Origin of the sequence: Chryseobacterium sp. Marseille-Q3244, assembly GCF_940807095.1 — a bacterium.
In the GTDB taxonomy this organism is placed as follows: Bacteria; Bacteroidota; Bacteroidia; order Flavobacteriales; family Weeksellaceae; genus Chryseobacterium.
Map to the genome: position 1 here is coordinate 172,046 of NZ_CALNWX010000008.1, position 17,592 is coordinate 189,637.

Annotated in this window: 12 protein-coding genes; 6 read left to right on the forward strand and 6 right to left on the reverse strand. The window is 37.1% G+C overall.

Annotated features, from left to right (window positions below):
* Positions 1-64: 64 nt before the first annotated feature.
* The 4 genes from NBX25_RS15845 to NBX25_RS15860 form a co-directional block, all read right to left on the reverse strand.
* Complete coding sequence (locus NBX25_RS15845) at positions 65-2,020, reverse strand: T9SS type A sorting domain-containing protein (protein WP_250254340.1); 1,956 nt, start codon at positions 2,018-2,020, stop codon at positions 65-67.
* Between the two features lie 160 nt (positions 2,021-2,180).
* Positions 2,181-3,359, reverse strand: a complete 1,179-nt coding sequence (locus tag NBX25_RS15850) for an acyl-CoA dehydrogenase family protein (RefSeq protein WP_250254341.1) — start codon at positions 3,357-3,359, stop codon at positions 2,181-2,183.
* Between the two features lie 128 nt (positions 3,360-3,487).
* Entirely contained in the window at positions 3,488-4,276 is a 789-nt protein-coding gene (locus tag NBX25_RS15855) for an NUDIX hydrolase (protein ID WP_250254342.1), read from the reverse strand.
* Positions 4,277-4,292: 16 nt separating this feature from the next.
* Positions 4,293-5,486, reverse strand: coding sequence for an MFS transporter (locus NBX25_RS15860; RefSeq protein WP_123907889.1), 1,194 nt, complete (start codon positions 5,484-5,486; stop codon positions 4,293-4,295).
* A gap of 178 nt (positions 5,487-5,664) precedes the next feature.
* Between NBX25_RS15860 and NBX25_RS15865 the strand changes: the two genes are divergently transcribed.
* From NBX25_RS15865 to NBX25_RS15890, 6 genes are all read left to right on the forward strand, one after another.
* Positions 5,665-8,580 (forward strand): SusC/RagA family TonB-linked outer membrane protein, encoded by a 2,916-nt coding sequence (locus tag NBX25_RS15865; protein ID WP_250254343.1) that lies wholly within the window; start codon positions 5,665-5,667, stop codon positions 8,578-8,580.
* 11 nt (positions 8,581-8,591) lie between these two features.
* Entirely contained in the window at positions 8,592-10,145 is a 1,554-nt protein-coding gene (locus NBX25_RS15870; protein ID WP_250254344.1) for a RagB/SusD family nutrient uptake outer membrane protein, read from the forward strand.
* Positions 10,146-10,147: 2 nt separating this feature from the next.
* Positions 10,148-11,572, forward strand: a complete 1,425-nt coding sequence (locus tag NBX25_RS15875; protein ID WP_250254345.1) for a glycoside hydrolase family 30 protein — start codon at positions 10,148-10,150, stop codon at positions 11,570-11,572.
* A gap of 10 nt (positions 11,573-11,582) precedes the next feature.
* Positions 11,583-13,805, forward strand: coding sequence for a beta-glucosidase BglX (gene bglX / locus NBX25_RS15880; RefSeq protein WP_250254346.1), 2,223 nt, complete (start codon positions 11,583-11,585; stop codon positions 13,803-13,805).
* Between the two features lie 76 nt (positions 13,806-13,881).
* Positions 13,882-14,691, forward strand: a complete 810-nt coding sequence (locus NBX25_RS15885; protein ID WP_250254347.1) for a glycoside hydrolase family 16 protein — start codon at positions 13,882-13,884, stop codon at positions 14,689-14,691.
* Positions 14,692-14,728: 37 nt separating this feature from the next.
* Entirely contained in the window at positions 14,729-16,168 is a 1,440-nt protein-coding gene (locus NBX25_RS15890) for a glycoside hydrolase family 30 protein (protein ID WP_250254348.1), read from the forward strand.
* Positions 16,169-16,249: 81 nt separating this feature from the next.
* On the opposite strand, the gene NBX25_RS15895 is transcribed toward NBX25_RS15890, so the two are convergent.
* Positions 16,250-17,059, reverse strand: coding sequence for an enoyl-ACP reductase FabI (locus NBX25_RS15895; RefSeq protein ID WP_045496151.1), 810 nt, complete (start codon positions 17,057-17,059; stop codon positions 16,250-16,252).
* Between the two features lie 120 nt (positions 17,060-17,179).
* Positions 17,180-17,479: a DUF883 domain-containing protein gene (locus NBX25_RS15900; protein ID WP_123855610.1), complete on the reverse strand. Its 300-nt coding sequence runs from the start codon at positions 17,477-17,479 to the stop codon at positions 17,180-17,182.
* Between the last annotated feature and the right edge of the window lie 113 nt (positions 17,480-17,592).

Here is a 17,592-nt window from a genome sequence, read left to right on the forward strand (position 1 = left end):
AAAAAGCACTCCATTGCTGGAGTGCCAAAATTAACTTGAAAATGATATATAAAAAGGATTGATGCTATAGTTTAACTTTTTTATTGATTGTTTTTCCATTGGAAAGAGTCATTTGTACTACATAAACTCCCTGTTCCATGTTTTTTGATTCGAATTGCTGCGAATTCACTTCCTGCTGAAGGAGTAAAGTTCCTGAGATACTGTATATGCTGATATTTTTAATATTATTATTAGCTCTGGCTCTGATCTGTTTGTTCTGAGCAAAGATATCTGTACTGTTTTCCAGTTTGTTACTTCCAATATTTTTATTGAACTGCAGATTATAATAGGAGGTCACTATTTCGAATGTATATTTCTGTGTATCCAGATCTTGTAAGTTGATGCCATTGTTTTCCTGATACTGATCTTTGGAAATGGTTTGAACCAGATTTTTATTTTCATCAAAAATATGAACCGCTAAAAGCTCGTTCTCATCAATCTTTAATTTTAAAACTGAATTGTTTTCCGATTGTACAACTTCATTTTCAGCCACTTCTTTAGGAGTATTCTTGATGTATGGAAGCATTTTATCCTTATGGTTTTCCGATACTTTTAACAGATATACACCATCTTTTAAAGTGGTTAAGCTACGATCATTTGCTGATCTGCTGCTAGCATTTTCTGTATTGAAATCAGTAACTTCAATCAACTGCATATTTCCGAGGTCAGGTTTTATCTGGGAGGAAAATAGAGTAGGCGTTTCTGATGAAGATGCTGTTGACTGTTTTCCAAAAATAGATCCCACTACAGCCCATTGATTAAAAAGACCGCCGCTTCTTAAGGTGTTGAATTTAGCATTAGAAGCCAGAACAAATGGAACAATACCTCCTACATGCCCGATAGGTCCCCAGTAGAAAGAGTCCAGTTTATATTTATTCAGATCCCACCATGCATAATAACCACGTTGTACATCAATAGTTTTGGAAGTATTTTCAGGTGGAATGGCTAAATCTACTGTAGAATGGCCTAGCGTCATAGGAGTTTTATTATACCAGTCGTATACATCTTTAGGTTTCAGACATTGTCTGAATTTATGATTGGGATTATTGGTCACATCATTCACAAAATTGGTTGTGAACATTTTTCTCCATAGAAACGGTCCCCACAGCAGACCTCCGTTGTCCTGAACAACATGATAATTGTATTTGTCAAGATATTCTGCGGAAATAACTTCCGAAATATCATTAGTATATGTTTTATATCCTGTATTGTTACAGCTGTGAAGAACATTGGCCAGGAAGGAACTAAACGGATAAATATCTTTTTCTAAAACACCTTTCTTTAAAGTGGTTTCCGACATGTCGTAAGGTCCGTCTCCCATATAAGCATACTTAAATTTCAGGTTGCCGGGATTGGAAACGTTCAGCCTTTTTAGAGTAGACATTGCTGCATGAGCCCCTTGTGAATAGCCTGCTAAGAAATATTCATCATACCGTTTTACTCCCAATTGGGTCAGTGCTTTATTAGCTGCAGTAACAAAATCAATCGTAGCACCCGCTTCAGTAGCATAATCTACATAAGGATGTACACCATCTCCGTCACCCATTCCTACATAATCGGGAGCCATTAAAATGTAGCCGTTGAGAACATAAGAAAGTTCTACAACAAATCCAGCTGTCAGTGTTCCTTTAAAATTGGAAGGAACATTATGCCTGCTATCAGTAGTTCCGTGGTCAGAAACTACGGTGGAAAGTTTCATATTGACATTAGGATACATCAGGAGACCTGTTGCTTTTACAAGAATATTGTTTTCATTTTTGGTATAATAGGTTATTTTATATCCTTTTAAACCCACATTGAAACCATTCAGATAATTTACAAAGTCCGGAGCATTTTGTTCACCAAGATTATTGGCAATAAAATTAATAACTCCCTGCGGCGTTAAATCCAGTTTCTGTTCGGCGCTTACAAGGTCTCCTGCCTGTTGAGCAAAGTAGAATGGAGCTGTAAGTCCTATTAAAAAAGTTGTTATTTTCTTCATATAGTGATTTTTTAATAGTGTTAAGGTAATAACTTTAATAAATTCACAAAAATATTCAGACAATAACAATTATTCATTGAATATTAAATTCTCTGGAAGGTGAGTAAAATAAAAGAGCCTAATCCAAAGACCAGACTCTCAGTTTTATATTTTACTTTTCTTAGAAAGCGTTGATACCTGTAATATCTAAACCGGTGATTAACAAATGAACGTCATGAGTTCCTTCATAAGTAATAACAGACTCCAGATTGGCAGCATGTCTCATCATCGGGAATTCCCCCATGATACCCATTCCTCCCAGAATCTGTCTTGATTCTCTTGCAATGTCAATCGCCATTTTTACGTTGTTACGTTTAGCCATTGAAATTTGTGCTGGAGTTGCCTTATGTTCATTTTTAAGGTTTCCTAATTGAAGACATAGTAACTGGGCTTTTGTAATCTCAGTTAAGAATTCAGCTAATTTTTTCTGTTGAAGCTGGTAAGAACCGATAGGCTTACCAAACTGCTTTCTCTCTTTAGAATACTGAACAGCTGTACAGTAGCAGTCAATAGCTGCTCCGATTACTCCCCATGAAATTCCGTATCTGGCAGAGTTCAGACAAGATAAAGGACCTTTTAGCCCCGTTACTCCCGGAAGTAGGTTTTCTTTAGGAACTTTTACGTCATTGAATACCAATTCTCCGGTTTTTGAAGCTCTTAAACTCCATTTATTGTGTGTTTCCGGAGTAGTGAATCCTTCCATTCCTCTTTCAACGATTACTCCCTGTATTTTTCCTTCCTCATTCTTTGCCCATACCACTGCAATGTCGCAAAGAGGAGAATTCGTGATCCACATTTTAGCCCCATTCAAAAGATAATGATCGCCCATATCTTTGATATAAGTCTCCATAGAACTCGGATCAGAACCATGGTTAGGCTCGGTTAATCCAAAAGAACCAATCATTTCTCCTGCAGCAAGCTTTGGAAGGTATTTTTTCTTTTGCTCTTCAGAACCGAACTCATTAATGGGAAACATAACCAAAGAACTCTGTACAGAAGCTGCAGAACGAACTGCAGAATCTCCTCTTTCCAACTCCTGCATAATAAGACCATAAGATATCTGATCTAATCCGGAACCACCATACTCAACCGGAATATATGGACCTAATGCTCCTATTTTTCCTAGTTCTCTCATAAGACCGGGAAGATCTGTATGATTTTGAGCTGCCTGATCTATCTGCGGCATTACAAAACTTTCAACCCAGTCTCTGATAGATTGGCGGATCAGTTTGTGTTCTTCAGTAAGTAAAGCATCAATTCCATAATAATCAGGGATGCTTGTAAGAGGATAATATGACATGATTTTTTGATTTTGTTAAAAATAACATTTTTCGTGGTGTTTGAGAAATTTTTTTGAAAACTTATCTAAAGACTGGTTTTCAAAGAGATAATGCTGTTTTTTCCTGTTTAAGGGATAAAATTAACATTTTAAGTTTCCTCATCATTGGAGATAGGGTACTGATTAGTGGCATTGTGTACCTCAGTTTTAAATTTATAGAGGTACGGAGCTTTATTAGCAGAACCGTCGTATAGTTTTTCTAATCTGTCAAGAATATTGAGGCTTAATATTTTTCGTTGGAAATTATTTCTTCTGAATTTCTGCCCTAAAATAGTTTCATAAAGAGCCTGAAGATCCTTCATGGTAAATTTTTCAGGAAGAAGGTTACTGGCTGCTACTTCGGTATTGATATTCATTCTAAGGTATTCCAGTCCGGTTTCTATGATCCTGTCGTGGTCGAAAGCCATTTTGGGAAGATTGTTCACTTCAAACCATTCACAGCTTTCATTAAAAGCATCCGGAAAAGTATTGGTCAATGAAAAATCGATAAGGCTGCAATAGCCTACCGTAATAAATCTTTGAAAGATCCAGTGATCTTCCGGTACTTCTATCCCTTTATTTCTAAGGAGGATTTGGTGAACATTATTTTCTGTACGGTCAATCCTTCCAAACGTATGGAATTGTTTTAAAAACAAATCTTTAAGATGGGTTCGCTCGTACAAAACCCGTTCTGCAGCTTCCCTAAGATCCTCATCATTGAAAACAAAACCACCTGGGAGCGACCACAGATCCAGATCGTGATACTTCAATAACAATACTTTCAGAATGTTATTGTGAAATCCGAATATCGTACAGTCTACAGAAATATGAGCAACGAAATCCTTGGTGTCGATCAGTTCCTGAAGTGTTTCTTTACTTTTTGTGTCTTTGATTTTCATGGTTGTAAAAATAAAACTATTTTCTATATTTTCTTTTTGAGACGTTAAAATATATCAAACTAATCACAAAAAGAAGAATTACAGAGCATAAAATATATAATGGATAAAAGTTTAATAGCTGCTTTCCAAAGAGTATAGCCATAATAATGGAGCTCACGGAACTTCCCAGAGAAGAGAAAATAACAATAAGAGAGGTAAACAGATTGATCTTTTCCTTATCTACTAAAGCAATCATTTTTGAATTGACAACCGGATAGAGTGGTGACAGAAATAATCCTATCACTGGAAACAGAAAGAGAATCATTTTAGAATCTTCAGAATCAAAATACTGAATTCCTAAAATTACAAGCAATAAAGCAATAATAAGGGATATGCATGTGATATAATATTTTGATAGTGAAAATCTACGGATAATATTAGCAGTAACGGTTCTTCCTGCATAGGAGAAAAGGGATAGGAAGGAGGTTGCCTGGAGTGCAAAAAATGAATTCACTTTCAGATGGTTCTTATAAAAAGAGGGAAGCCACGAATTGAATCCTTGTTCTACAAAAACAATAAAGAAGATCACGGCAAGAAATAAAGCAACCACAGGGGTTGTGAATCCGGATAATTCAACGAAAATACTTTTGCTTTCCGATGGCTTAGATTCTGTTATTTCTGCTTTTGAAAGTAGGAATATGGTTACAGCTGATAAGGCGGCAATCAACAGAAATCCAAATCTCCAGAATTCAGAATACTGGCTGGAGATGAGCCATCCAAAACCTGTATTTACTGCAAAGATCCCTATCATAAAGGACGCTTCCACACTGTTCATCGTTTTGGCTAAAGATTTTTCATCCGAAATATTATTTCTGATGATTCCGAATACACATATTTTCCCAATTGCAAAACAAGCTCCGATAATAGCAAACCATACTTTATAAAACCAAAATTCTTCTATAAAAGGAAGCAGGCAAGAACAAAATCCTACGATGGCCAAAGCAGCAATCAATGCTCTTTTTGATCCTGTTTTATTGATAAAGCTTACGGCAAACAGAGAGATAAATGCAATAGGAAGGTCTTTAAAAGATTCCAAAAATCCGAGCTCTCCATAGGTGATATTGGTATCTGCAAGCTGAAGAATAATAAGTCCCATACAGTTTAACACCATAGAGAAAATAAGGAAGGTCAGTTTTAACGGAAGAGAAATTTTAGAAAGCTTAGCGGTCATTTCGGGAGTTAACTTTATTGAATTTTTAGAGCTTTTTGTGAATAATTGATGCGAAGATATGGCTTTTAACCCTCAATAATAAACGAAATTTCAAAATATTTATTAATATAATGTTAATTAATTGAAAAAAAATATATTTTTATTGTCTCAATTTGAGAATTAAAACAAATAGCTGTATATGAATGTAAGAATATCGAGAAATTTAGGAGTGATCGCCGTCCTCTATTTTACGGCTAACTTCAGTGGCCAGACAAAAAAGGACACGCTTTCTAAAGAGAATAAAATAGATGAGATTGTAGTCATTGGTTACGGAACTCAGAAGAAGTCTAATGTAACCGGAGCTATCGCAAGTATTAAAGCGAGTGACATAGAAAACATCCCAACCGGTAAGCCGGAACAGGTATTACAGGGAAGGGCTGCAGGGGTTTCTGTCGTTACCAATTCCGGGCAGCCCGGTGCTGCTGCAACGGTTCGAGTCCGTGGTATTACCAGTTTTGGAGCCGGAAGTAATAGTCCGTTATGGGTAGTAGATGGTATTGTAGTAGATAATATCGGGTGGCTTAACCAGTCTGACATAGAAAGTATTGAAGTGTTGAAAGACGGGGCATCATCCGCAATCTATGGAGTTTCTGCTGCAAAAGGGGTAATTCTGGTTACCACAAAAAAAGGGAAAAAAGGGAAACTGGTACTTTCTTATAATGGATTTTATGGGTTCTCAAATGCGTCTAAAAAATTGGACCTTCTGGATGCCACTCAGTATGCAAAAATTATTAATGAAGGTTTTGTAAATGATGGACAGGTTCCACGTTTCAACAATCCTGAATCATTTGGAAAAGGTACAAACTGGCAGGATACTATTTTTGGAACAGGAGAAAAATCCTCTCATGAAGTAAGTATTACCGGAGGTAATGATAAATCAAGCTATTATACATCGTTTGGATATTTTGATCAGACGGGTATTGTAATGACTGATATATCCTACTATAAAAGAATCAATGCCAGATTCAATTCCACTCACAAGGTTACAGATTATTTAACGTTAGGACAAACGTTTGCTTATACTCATACCAAATCTCAGGGAGTAAGTGCTAATGAAGAATATGGAGGGCCTTTAGCTTCTGCAGTGAACCTGGATCCAATTACACCGGAAGTGGTTACAGATTGGTCGAAGGTAGATCCAAGTGGTTACACAGATCCTTATATCATTCGTGATCCCAATGGTAATCCGTACGGGATTTCGCGGTATGTAAACAATGAAATGACGAACCCAAGAGCTTTTCGTTCCATTCAGCAGGGAAATTACAACTGGTCTGATGATTTTGTAGGAAATGTTTTTGCTGAGCTTAAGTTTCTTGACCATTTTACCTTCAAGTCAAGTTTAAATGGTAAAAAATCGTATTGGGGAAGCCGCACCTTTACTCCTAAATATTATTTAAGCCCCAACTACAGAAATACAGGTTTCAACAGTCTGAACAAAGTGGATGAAAATAAGTTTGAATGGAGCATGGAAAATACATTGACCTATCAGAATAAATTTGGGGATCACAACTTAAGCATTTTGATAGGACAAGGAGTATATCGATATAATGTATCAGGTGGGGCCAGCTTAACTTACAGTAATTTACCTATTGATAGCTGGCAGGATGCTTCTTTTAATTTTGATATTCCTCAGGATGATATTACAGCCAAAGGGTGGGATGGGATTCAAACCCGTAAAGCTTCTTATTTTGGTAGAATTATTTATGATTATGCTGATAAATATTTATTTACAGGAACCATTCGTAGAGATGGGTCTTCAAAATTTGCCACCAACCAGCATTGGGGAACTTTCCCGTCTATGTCTTTAGGATGGAATGCGCATAAAGAAGATTTCTGGCCAGAAAATAAGGTGATTAATAGCTTGAAACTAAGAGGAGGATATGGTGTTTTAGGAAATGATGAAATGGAGAACTTCAGATTCGCAAGTTTTATGGTTTCAGGAAGTAACTATACCAATTCAGGAAATAATATCATTATAGGATATGCTCCGAGCACATTGGAAAACCCAAATCTGAAATGGGAACAAACCAGCCAGCTGAATATTGCTGCAGACTTTAAGCTATTCAATAATTTCACTCTTACCGCAGATTGGTATAAGAAGAAAACGACTGATATTTTAAGACAGATCAACATTCCCGGTTATGTAGGGGTTCCTAATTTACCTTGGTCAAACGTAGGGGATATGGAAAACTCAGGATTGGAACTCGAATTGGGATATAAAAAGAATTGGGAAGACTTCAGTATATCTGTAAACGGAAATTTTGCAACAATCAAAAACAAAGTTTTGCGATTAGAGAATGATATTGATTATTTCAATCTTGCCTCTTTCCAGACGATGGGAGCTGTATCAAGAGTCGCGGTAGGGCAGCCTTACGGATCTTTTTACGGACAGACCTACAGTGGTGTGTTTCAAAATCAGGCGCAAATTGATGCCTATGTAAATGCTAGTGGTGGTAAGCTGTTGCCTAATGCTAAACCAGGAGATTTTATCTGGCAGGATAATAACGGTGATGGTAAAATTGATGAAGAAGACAAAATGAATTTAGGAAGTTCTATTCCAAAATATACCTTTGGGCTTACCGTTAATATGAATTATAAAAACTTTGATTTCATGATATTTGCTCAAGGGCAAGCTGGCAACAAAATTTTCCAGGGATTAAGAAGACTGGATATTCTTGACGCGAATTATCAGACAAAGATTTTAGACCGATGGACAGGAGAGGGTTCTACCAATACAAGTCCGAGAGTGACCAGGGATGATCCTAACCATAATTATTCATGGATGTCTAACTATTACCTTCAGAAAGGAGATTATGTACGTATAAAAATTATTCAGTTGGGGTATACACTTCCTCAAGACGTTACCAGCCGATTTGGAATGAGTAAAGTGAGATTATATATCACCGGAGAAAACCTTTTCACTTTTACAAAATATACTGGATATGATCCGGAAATTGCAGGAAGAAATAATTCTGAACAAGATATTATCGGAGTTGACAGAGCTTACTATCCACAGGCAAGAACATTCTTACTGGGGGCAAACATTCAATTTTAATACGTAATAACATGAAAAATAAAAGTTTTATATATAAAGGGCTTGCTGTAACTTTTTTGGCAGGTCTGAGCTTTAGCAATATTGCTTGTAGTGGTTCTTATCTGGATGAGGTACAGAATTCAGGAGCTTTTAAAACGGAGACTTATTTTCAGAATGAGAGACAGTCATTTAGTGCACTGGTTTCTGTATATGATATTTTAAGAAAATATTCCGGGGGATTTGAGAATACAGTTACCTTTTTTAATGCCGGATCTGATGATTTTTATTCTGGAGGTGGAAATTCTAATGACGGGGCAGGTATTCAGGGAATCAATAATTATTCACTAAACCCTAATACAATGCCTGCAAGCTATTGGAGAGATTATTATCAGGGTATAGCACGTGCCAATCTTTTAATGGAGAGAGTGTCCGGAGCGAATATGGATGAAGGTCTCAAAAAACGATACAGTGCCGAAGCAAAGGTTTTAAGGTCTTTATATTACTTTGAATTGGTAAGGATGTTTGGAAATATTCCTTTGGTTCTTAAGAGTGTAAAATTTGATGATGATTATTGGAACATTCCACAGGCAAAACCAGGCGAAGTCTATACGCAGATAGAAAACGATATCATTGCTGCACTTCCTGATCTTATGTTAATAGCTACAGGTAATGATAGAGGAAGAATTACACAGGGAACAGCCAGAGCAATATTAGGAAAGATCTATCTTTATGATAAGAAAATGCCGGAAGCCGCAGCACAATTTGAACAGGTGAACGGTGCACCGGGAGGTACCAGCCAATATGGATACAAATTGGTAGCAAATTATGGAGATTTATTTAAAGTAGGGCCAGAAACGGTAGATCCTTATAAGTTTTCAACGGAATCTATTCTGGAAGTTATGCATACCAACAAAGGGAATTCTGACTGGGGTTTCTGGGGACAGGGAAAAGATGAAGGAAACTCTATCAATGCAATGCTGGGACCCCGTTCTTATTCCATTAACAAAAAGATTAAAGATAATGATGCTCCTGATTTATATCCGGGGTGGGCATTTAATACAGTGACTGAAGACCTGTTTAATTTTATGCAGGATGACCCGCGAATGAATGCAACTATTTTTAATATGAAACCGTTGTTAGCAGAGGATAAGGTTACTTATAGCCCTGCATTTTCAGATACCGGATATTTTTTAAATAAATATTTACCTACCAATGATTTGAAAAGTTCACTTCCCGGAGCAGCGGAGCTCAACTTCAGACAAAATTATGTAGCCATAAGATTAGCTGACACCTATCTTATGGAGGCAGAGGCTTTGGGAGGATCAGGAGCGAGAGCTCAGGCTTTATTGGATGCGGTAAGAGCAAGGGTAGGATTAAGCTCGGTTCCGGTTTCTATGCAGGCAATAAAAGATGAAAGAAGGAGAGAACTTGCCGGTGAAGGACACCGATGGTTTGATCTTGTAAGATGGGGTGATGCTCCTATAAAGCTTGCGTTCAAAGGATTTAAAGCTGGTAAAAATGAAATTTTACCCATTCCGTTTAATGAATTGCCGAATACAGCGTTGCACCAAAATCCGGGATATTAAATATGGAGTTTCACAACTTATATAGTTTCTTTAAAGGTACTGCACTGCTTTGCGGTGTGGTACTTTTTCCTTTATCGTGTACCTCAGTTACTCAGAATAAAGGAAATGAAGTGAATTACTGGCTTACTAAAGGAGATGAAAGTGTAAGGTTACAGTTTCAGACCCCCATCAGATTTGTAAATACATCTAATAGCCTTCAGAATATTGAAATTGATGATACCCAAAAGTTTCAATATGTTGATGGTTTCGGATATACATTGACAGGAGGGAGTGTTGAGGTGATTAACCGTTTATCTCCAGCGAAAAGAAAGGATCTGTTGAATGAACTTTTTGGAAACGATAAAAATTCTATTTCCATTAGCTATCTGAGAGTAAGCATTGGAGCTTCAGATCTTGATGGGGAAGTTTTTTCCTATGATGATCTTCCGGAAGGGCAGACTGATGTTTCTCTTTCCAAATTTAGTTTAGCAAAAGATAAAGCTCTGATTGCTATGTTGAAGGAAATTTTAGCTATCAATCCTAAGATTAAAATTATTGCAGCTCCGTGGTCAGCCCCGGTTTGGATGAAAGATAACGGAAAGACAAAAGGAGGGAGTTTAAAACCTGAATTTTATGAAACGTATGCCCGCTACTTTGTAAAGTATATTCAGGGAATGCATAATGAAGGAATTACTATTGATGCCATCACTCCTCAGAATGAACCTTTACATCCGGGAAATAATCCGAGTTTGTATATGCCATCAGAAAAACAGAGAGATTTTATTAAGGGATATTTAGGACCTGTTTTTAAAGAAAACAATGTCAAAACGAAGATTGTTGTATACGATCATAATTGTAACAAACCTGAGTATGCTCTTGATATTTTAAAAGATCCTGAAGCCTATCAATATATTGACGGTTCCGCTTTTCATTTATATGAAGGTGATATTTCAGCATTAAGTACAGTACATAATGCCTTCCCGGATAAGAATCTCTATTTTACTGAGCAGTGGACAGGTTCAAAAGGAACTTTCAATGAAGACCTGAACTGGCACATGAAGAATGTAATTATCGGATCCATGAGAAACTGGAGCAGAATAGCTCTGGAATGGAACCTGGCTAATGATTCAAAATATGGTCCCCATACAGACGGTGGATGTACGGAATGTAAAGGAGCAATAACCATTGCAAACAGTGAGAATTTTACCAGGAATGTTGCCTATTATATTGTAGCACATGCCTCTAAGTTTGTACCTGCAGGATCTCAACGTATTGCTTCAACCCAGACAAAATATTTATCGACTGCAGCATTCAAAACTCCAACCGGAAAAACGGTGCTGATTGTTCAGAACGATAGTAAAGAAATTGAAAATTTTAATATTAAATTTGCCGGAAAGATCGCTACAGTAAACATTCCTGGGCAATCTGCCGCAACTTATATTTTTTAACCGAATAAGTATGAAAAGAGTTTATTTCTTACTGGCATTCTCAGCACTTGGAATGAATGTCTACGGACAGAAAACAACAGATCAGAAAGTCGCAGAGCTTTTGTCTAAAATGACACTGGAAGAAAAAGTAGGGCAGATGGTGCAATATAGTGGATTTGAATATGCCACAGGGCCTCAGCATTCTAATTCAGCTGCAGTGTTAGAAGAAATAAAAAAGGGAAAAGTGGGCTCTATGCTGAATGTTGCCGGAGCAGAAGAAACCAGAGCATTTCAGAAACTGGCCATGCAATCACGATTGAAGATTCCATTATTGTTCGGACAAGATGTTATTCATGGATACAGAACTACTTTTCCTGTTAATATCGGGCAGGCTGCAAGTTGGGATCTGGGAATGATAGAAAAATCAGAAAGAATTGCCGCTATAGAAGCCTCTGCTTATGGTATTCACTGGACTTTTGCCCCGATGGTAGATATTACCAGAGATCCTAGGTGGGGAAGAGTGATGGAGGGTTCAGGAGAAGATACTTATCTGGGAACTCAAATCGGATTGGCAAGAATTAAAGGATTTCAGGGGAAAGGATTAGGAAGTCTTGATGCGGTTATGGCTTGTGCAAAACATTTTGCAGCCTATGGTGCAGCGGTAGGTGGCAGAGATTATAATTCTGTTGACATGAGCCTTAGGCAATTGAATGAAACTTATCTTCCGCCCTTCAAAGCTGCTGCCGAAGCAGGAGTGGCTACGTTTATGAACTCTTTCAATGATATCAATGGAATTCCAGCTACAGCCAATCAATATATCCAAAGAAATTTACTAAAAGGAAAATGGAATTATAAAGGTTTTGTGGTTTCGGACTGGGGCAGTATTGGGGAGATGATTCCTCACGGATATGCAAAAGATGGTGCTGAAGCCGCTGAAAAAGCAATTCAGGGAGGCAGTGATATGGATATGGAAAGCAGGGTATATATGGCAGAACTACCGAAACTTGTTAAAGAAGGAAAAGTTGATCCTAAATTAGTAGATGATGCCACAGGAAGAATTTTAACCAAAAAATTCGAGATGGGGCTTTTCGACGATCCTTACCGATTCAGCAATGAAAAAAGACAAAAAGAACAAACTAATAACCAGGAAAATAGAAAATTCGGAAGGGAATTCGGGTCTAAAAGTATCGTTCTCCTTAAAAATAAGGACAATATCCTTCCGCTTTCAAAAACAGTAAAAACAGTGGCTTTGATTGGTCCGTTTGGAAAGGAAACCGTAGCCAATCATGGGTTTTGGTCTATTGCTTTTAAAGATGATACCCAACGAATTGTTTCACAGTTTGATGGAATTAGAAATCAGCTCGATAAAAACTCTACCTTATTATATGCAAAAGGCTGTAATGTAGATGATCAGGACAAAACGATGTTCGCAGAAGCTGTAGAGACCGCCAGAAAAGCAGATGTGGTGATTATGACTTTAGGAGAGGGGCACGCGATGAGTGGTGAAGCAAAAAGCCGAAGTACTATTGGCTTTTCCGGAGTACAGGAAGATTTGTTGAAAGAAATTGCCAAAACAGGAAAACCAATTGTGCTCATGATTAATGCAGGAAGACCTTTGATTTTCAACTGGGCGGCAGACCATATTCCGGCTATTGTTTATACCTGGTGGCTGGGAACAGAAGCGGGAAATTCTATTGCCGATATTCTTTTTGGAACCGTAAATCCTGGTGGAAAGCTTCCTATGACTTTCCCGAGAACTGAAGGGCAGATTCCGGTGTATTATAATCACTATAATACGGGAAGACCTGCAAAAAATAATACGGACAGAAATTATGTTTCAGCGTATATCGATCTTGACAACGATCCGAAATTTCCGTTTGGATTTGGGTTAAGCTATACAAATTTTGCCTATTCCGATATAGTTTTGAGTTCTGAAAACCTGAAAGGAAATCAGAGATTGACCATAAATGTTACAGTTTCCAATACCGGAAAATATGATGGTGAGGAAGTGGTGCAGCTTTACATAAGAGATCTTTTTGGAAAAGTAGTAAGGCCTGTAAAAGAATTAAAAGGATTTAAAAAAATATTCATTAAGAAAGGAGAAGCTAAAAAAGTAGAATTTACATTAACTCCTGAAGATCTGAAATTTTTTGATGACGAACTGAATTTTGACTGGGAAGCAGGTGAGTTTGATATTATGGTGGGAACCAACTCTCAGAATGTACAAACTAAAAGAATTAATTGGGTGAAATAAATATTTAGTAAGATCGGACTTTGGCCTGGTCACAATAAACTAAAGAAATAAAGAGGCTTTAGCAAAAACTAACAATATGAATATTAAATTTCGAAATACCATTCAATTTTGTGCAGCAGGAATATTAGCCTTATTTGTGTCGAATTGTGCTTCCAATAAAGCAGATTCCGGGAGAAAACTGATCTGGAGTGATGAATTTAACGGAAAAGGCCTTCCGGATTCACTAAAATGGAACTACGATGTGGGTGGTAATGGCTATGGAAATGATGAAGCTCAGTTTTATACCAAAAACAGACTGGAAAATGCCCGTATGGAAAATGGAAACCTTGTTATTGAAGCTAAAAAAGAAAATTGGGAAAAGAATGCATACACTTCTGCCAGACTTTTAACCAAAGGAAAATTTTCTTTTCAATATGGAACGATAGAAGTGCGTGCAAAGCTTCCGAAGGGCCGGGGAACATGGCCGGCGATCTGGATGATGAGTGAAAATATGAAAAAATGGCCGGATGATGGTGAACTTGACATTATGGAACATGTAGGATTTAATCAAGGATACATCCATGCTTCGGTACATACTAAAAAATACAATCATATTCTGGGAACTCAGAAGACAGATACTTTGATGGTAAAAGATGTAAGCGAAAAATTCCATGTGTATAAAGCAGATTGGACACCGGAAAAGATAGAGGTTTATATTGATGATCGGAAATTTTTCACATATGAAAATAAAGAAAAAACCTATGAAGCATGGCCTTTTGACCAGCCTTATTTTATCATTTTAAATCTGGCAGTAGGCGGTTTCTGGGGCGGAAAAGAGGGAATAGATGACAATATCTTTCCACAAAAGTATTATATAGACTATGTAAGAGTCTATCAAAATAAATAATGAAAAAGAGGACATACGGTCCACAAACAAAAAAATCATGAGAAAACTAATTGTAAGTTGTTTTGTAATCGGGATTGCCATCAATGTCAATGCCCAGAATTATTGGAAAAAGCATGAAGGAAAAACAGCTAAGGTCATTGTTACCAACTCTAAAGTGAATGAAAGAATGGTAGATAAAGGTCCCGTAAAATTTGAGCAGTTCGGACAGCCCAAAGAAACGGAAGCCTGTATTTTTGTAGCTCCTGGTTTTAAATATCAAAAGCTGATCGGAATTGGAGGGGCTATTACGGATGCATCCGCAGAGACATTTTATAAAATGCCAAAAAACAAACAAAAAGAAATTCTGGAGGCTTATTTTGGGAAAAATGGATTGGGATACACTGTGGTGCGTACCAATATGAACTCTTGTGATTTCTCCAGTGATTCCTATACCTATGTAGAAGATCATGATACTTCTTTGAAAACATTCAACCTTGCTCATGACGAAAAGTATAAAATTCCAATGATTAAGGAAGCTCAGAAGGCAATCGGAAACAATTTTACATTTTATTTCTCCCCATGGAGCCCACCGGCCTGGATGAAGTCCAATAAAAGTTTATACAAAGGAGGGAGATTGGAAAACCAATATTATCAGACCTGGGCAGATTATTATATTAAATTCATTAAAGAATACGAAAAAAGAGGAATTAATGTTTGGGGGTTAACCGTTCAGAATGAACCTATGGCGACCCAATCCTGGGAATCATGTATTTATACTGCTGAAGAAGAAGGGGAGTTTTTGAAAAACAACCTCGGTCCAACCCTTTGGAAAAACGGGTATAAAGATAAAAAAGTAATGATCTGGGATCACAACAGAGACCTGATCTATCAAAGAGCAACTACCACACTTGGTGATCCTGAAACTTCAAAGTATGCTCATGGAATCGGCTATCACTGGTATGAAACCTGGAATAATAAAACTCAGCTATTTGATAACCTCGCAGAAACCCACAGAGCTTTTCCGGATAAGTTCCTTGCTTTCACGGAAGGTTGTAAAGAACAGTTTGCTATGGACAGGATTTACGATGTAAGTCTTGGTGAACTGTACAGCAAAAATATGCTGAACGATTTTAATAAAGGAAATGCTTTATGGACAGACTGGAATATTCTTCTGGATGAAACCGGAGGCCCCAACCATAAAGGAAATTTTTGTTTTGCTCCTATCATTGCCGATACGAAAACAGGAGAGGTATTTTATACTTATGAGTATTACTACATCGGACACGTTTCAAAATACATCAAACCTAATGCTCAAAGGATAGGCTCATCTTCCAACAGAGCGGCATTGACATCTTCTGCTTTTATGAATGAAAACGGTCAGCTGGTTACTGTGATTATGAATGATTCCGATAATGATATCGAAACAAATCTTTGGATTGAAGGGATGGCAGCTAAGCTAAATGCTCCGGCACACTCTATACAGACCGTAATTTTATAACATCATATTAACATTATTTTAAGCAGGATCGGCGGCCTCGTAGAGGCCGCCGATCTTTATTTTATCATATAGTAAATGCTATTATTCAGCATCATATTTACCAATCACTTTCTGAGTAACCCCTGAACTGCTGAATCCTCCATCATGGAAAAGATTCTGCATCGTTACTTTTTTGGTAAGATCAGAGAATAAAGTTACACAATAGTCTGCACATTCAAGAGCTGTGGCATTTCCTAGTGGAGACATGTCTTCAGCGTAGCCAAGGAATCCTCCGAAACCTTTCACACCGCTACCTGCAGTGGTCATTGTTGGAGACTGAGAAACCGTGTTAACACGTACTTTTCTTTCTCCCCAGTAATTTCCGAAAGTTCTTGCGATACTTTCCAGATAAGCTTTGTTATCAGACATATCGTTGTAGTCCGGGAATGTTCTCTGAGCTGCAATATAAGTAAGTGCCAGGATGCTTCCCCATTCATTCATACAGTCTTTCTCCCAAGCCACACGCATTACTTTATGGAAAGAAACTGCTGAAATATCCCAGCCTTTTTCCAACCAATCGTAATTCATTTCCGTATAATGTTTTCCTTTTCTTACGTTGATAGACATTCCGATGGAATGAAGGATAAAGTCGATTTTACCAAATTTTGCAACAGCAGCATCAAAAAGTTTCTCAAGATCTTCTATAGAAGTAGCATCTGCAGCAATCACTTCAGAACCTGTTTTTTCAGCTAAACCATTAAGTTCTCCCATTCTCAAAGCGATAGGAGCATTAGATAAGATGAATTCTGCACCTTCCTCATGACATCTCTCAGCAACTTTCCATGCGATAGATTGTTCATTAAGGGCTCCAAATATAATTCCCTTTTTGCCTTTAAGTAAACCGTATGACATAATTTTTTAATGTTTATTGAAATACAAATGTAGCAATAATTGTGGTTATGACATAATAAAAATGGAGCCTTATCAATTATAAGACCCCATTTTCTTGAAAATATTTATATGACTGAAATTTTAATTCGTTTTCTTATTCCATTCTGCCTTCACATCCTCTGCTGCATCTTTTGTTTTTTCCCACGCTTCATCCGCTTTATCCTTAATATCTTCCCATGCATCGGATACATTAGCTTTTACCCTGTCCAACCAGTCTTCCTGTTTGGCTTCTTCGTCATTATTTCTTTTTTCATTAATATAGTCTTTGGCTCTGTCTGCCAATTCATTGATTTTCCATTTGGCTTTGTCCGATGCATTCTGTAAAGAATTTTCTACATTGTTTACTGCATTTTCCGCTTTGTTATAATCTGAATTGTTCATAATAGTATAAATTTGGTTTGGTAGTATTGAATAAACAATAACCATTCCTAAAATCAGATGGCTTTGTTAAACTTTTCATAATCTTTTGTTATATTTTTATAAATCAACCTTAC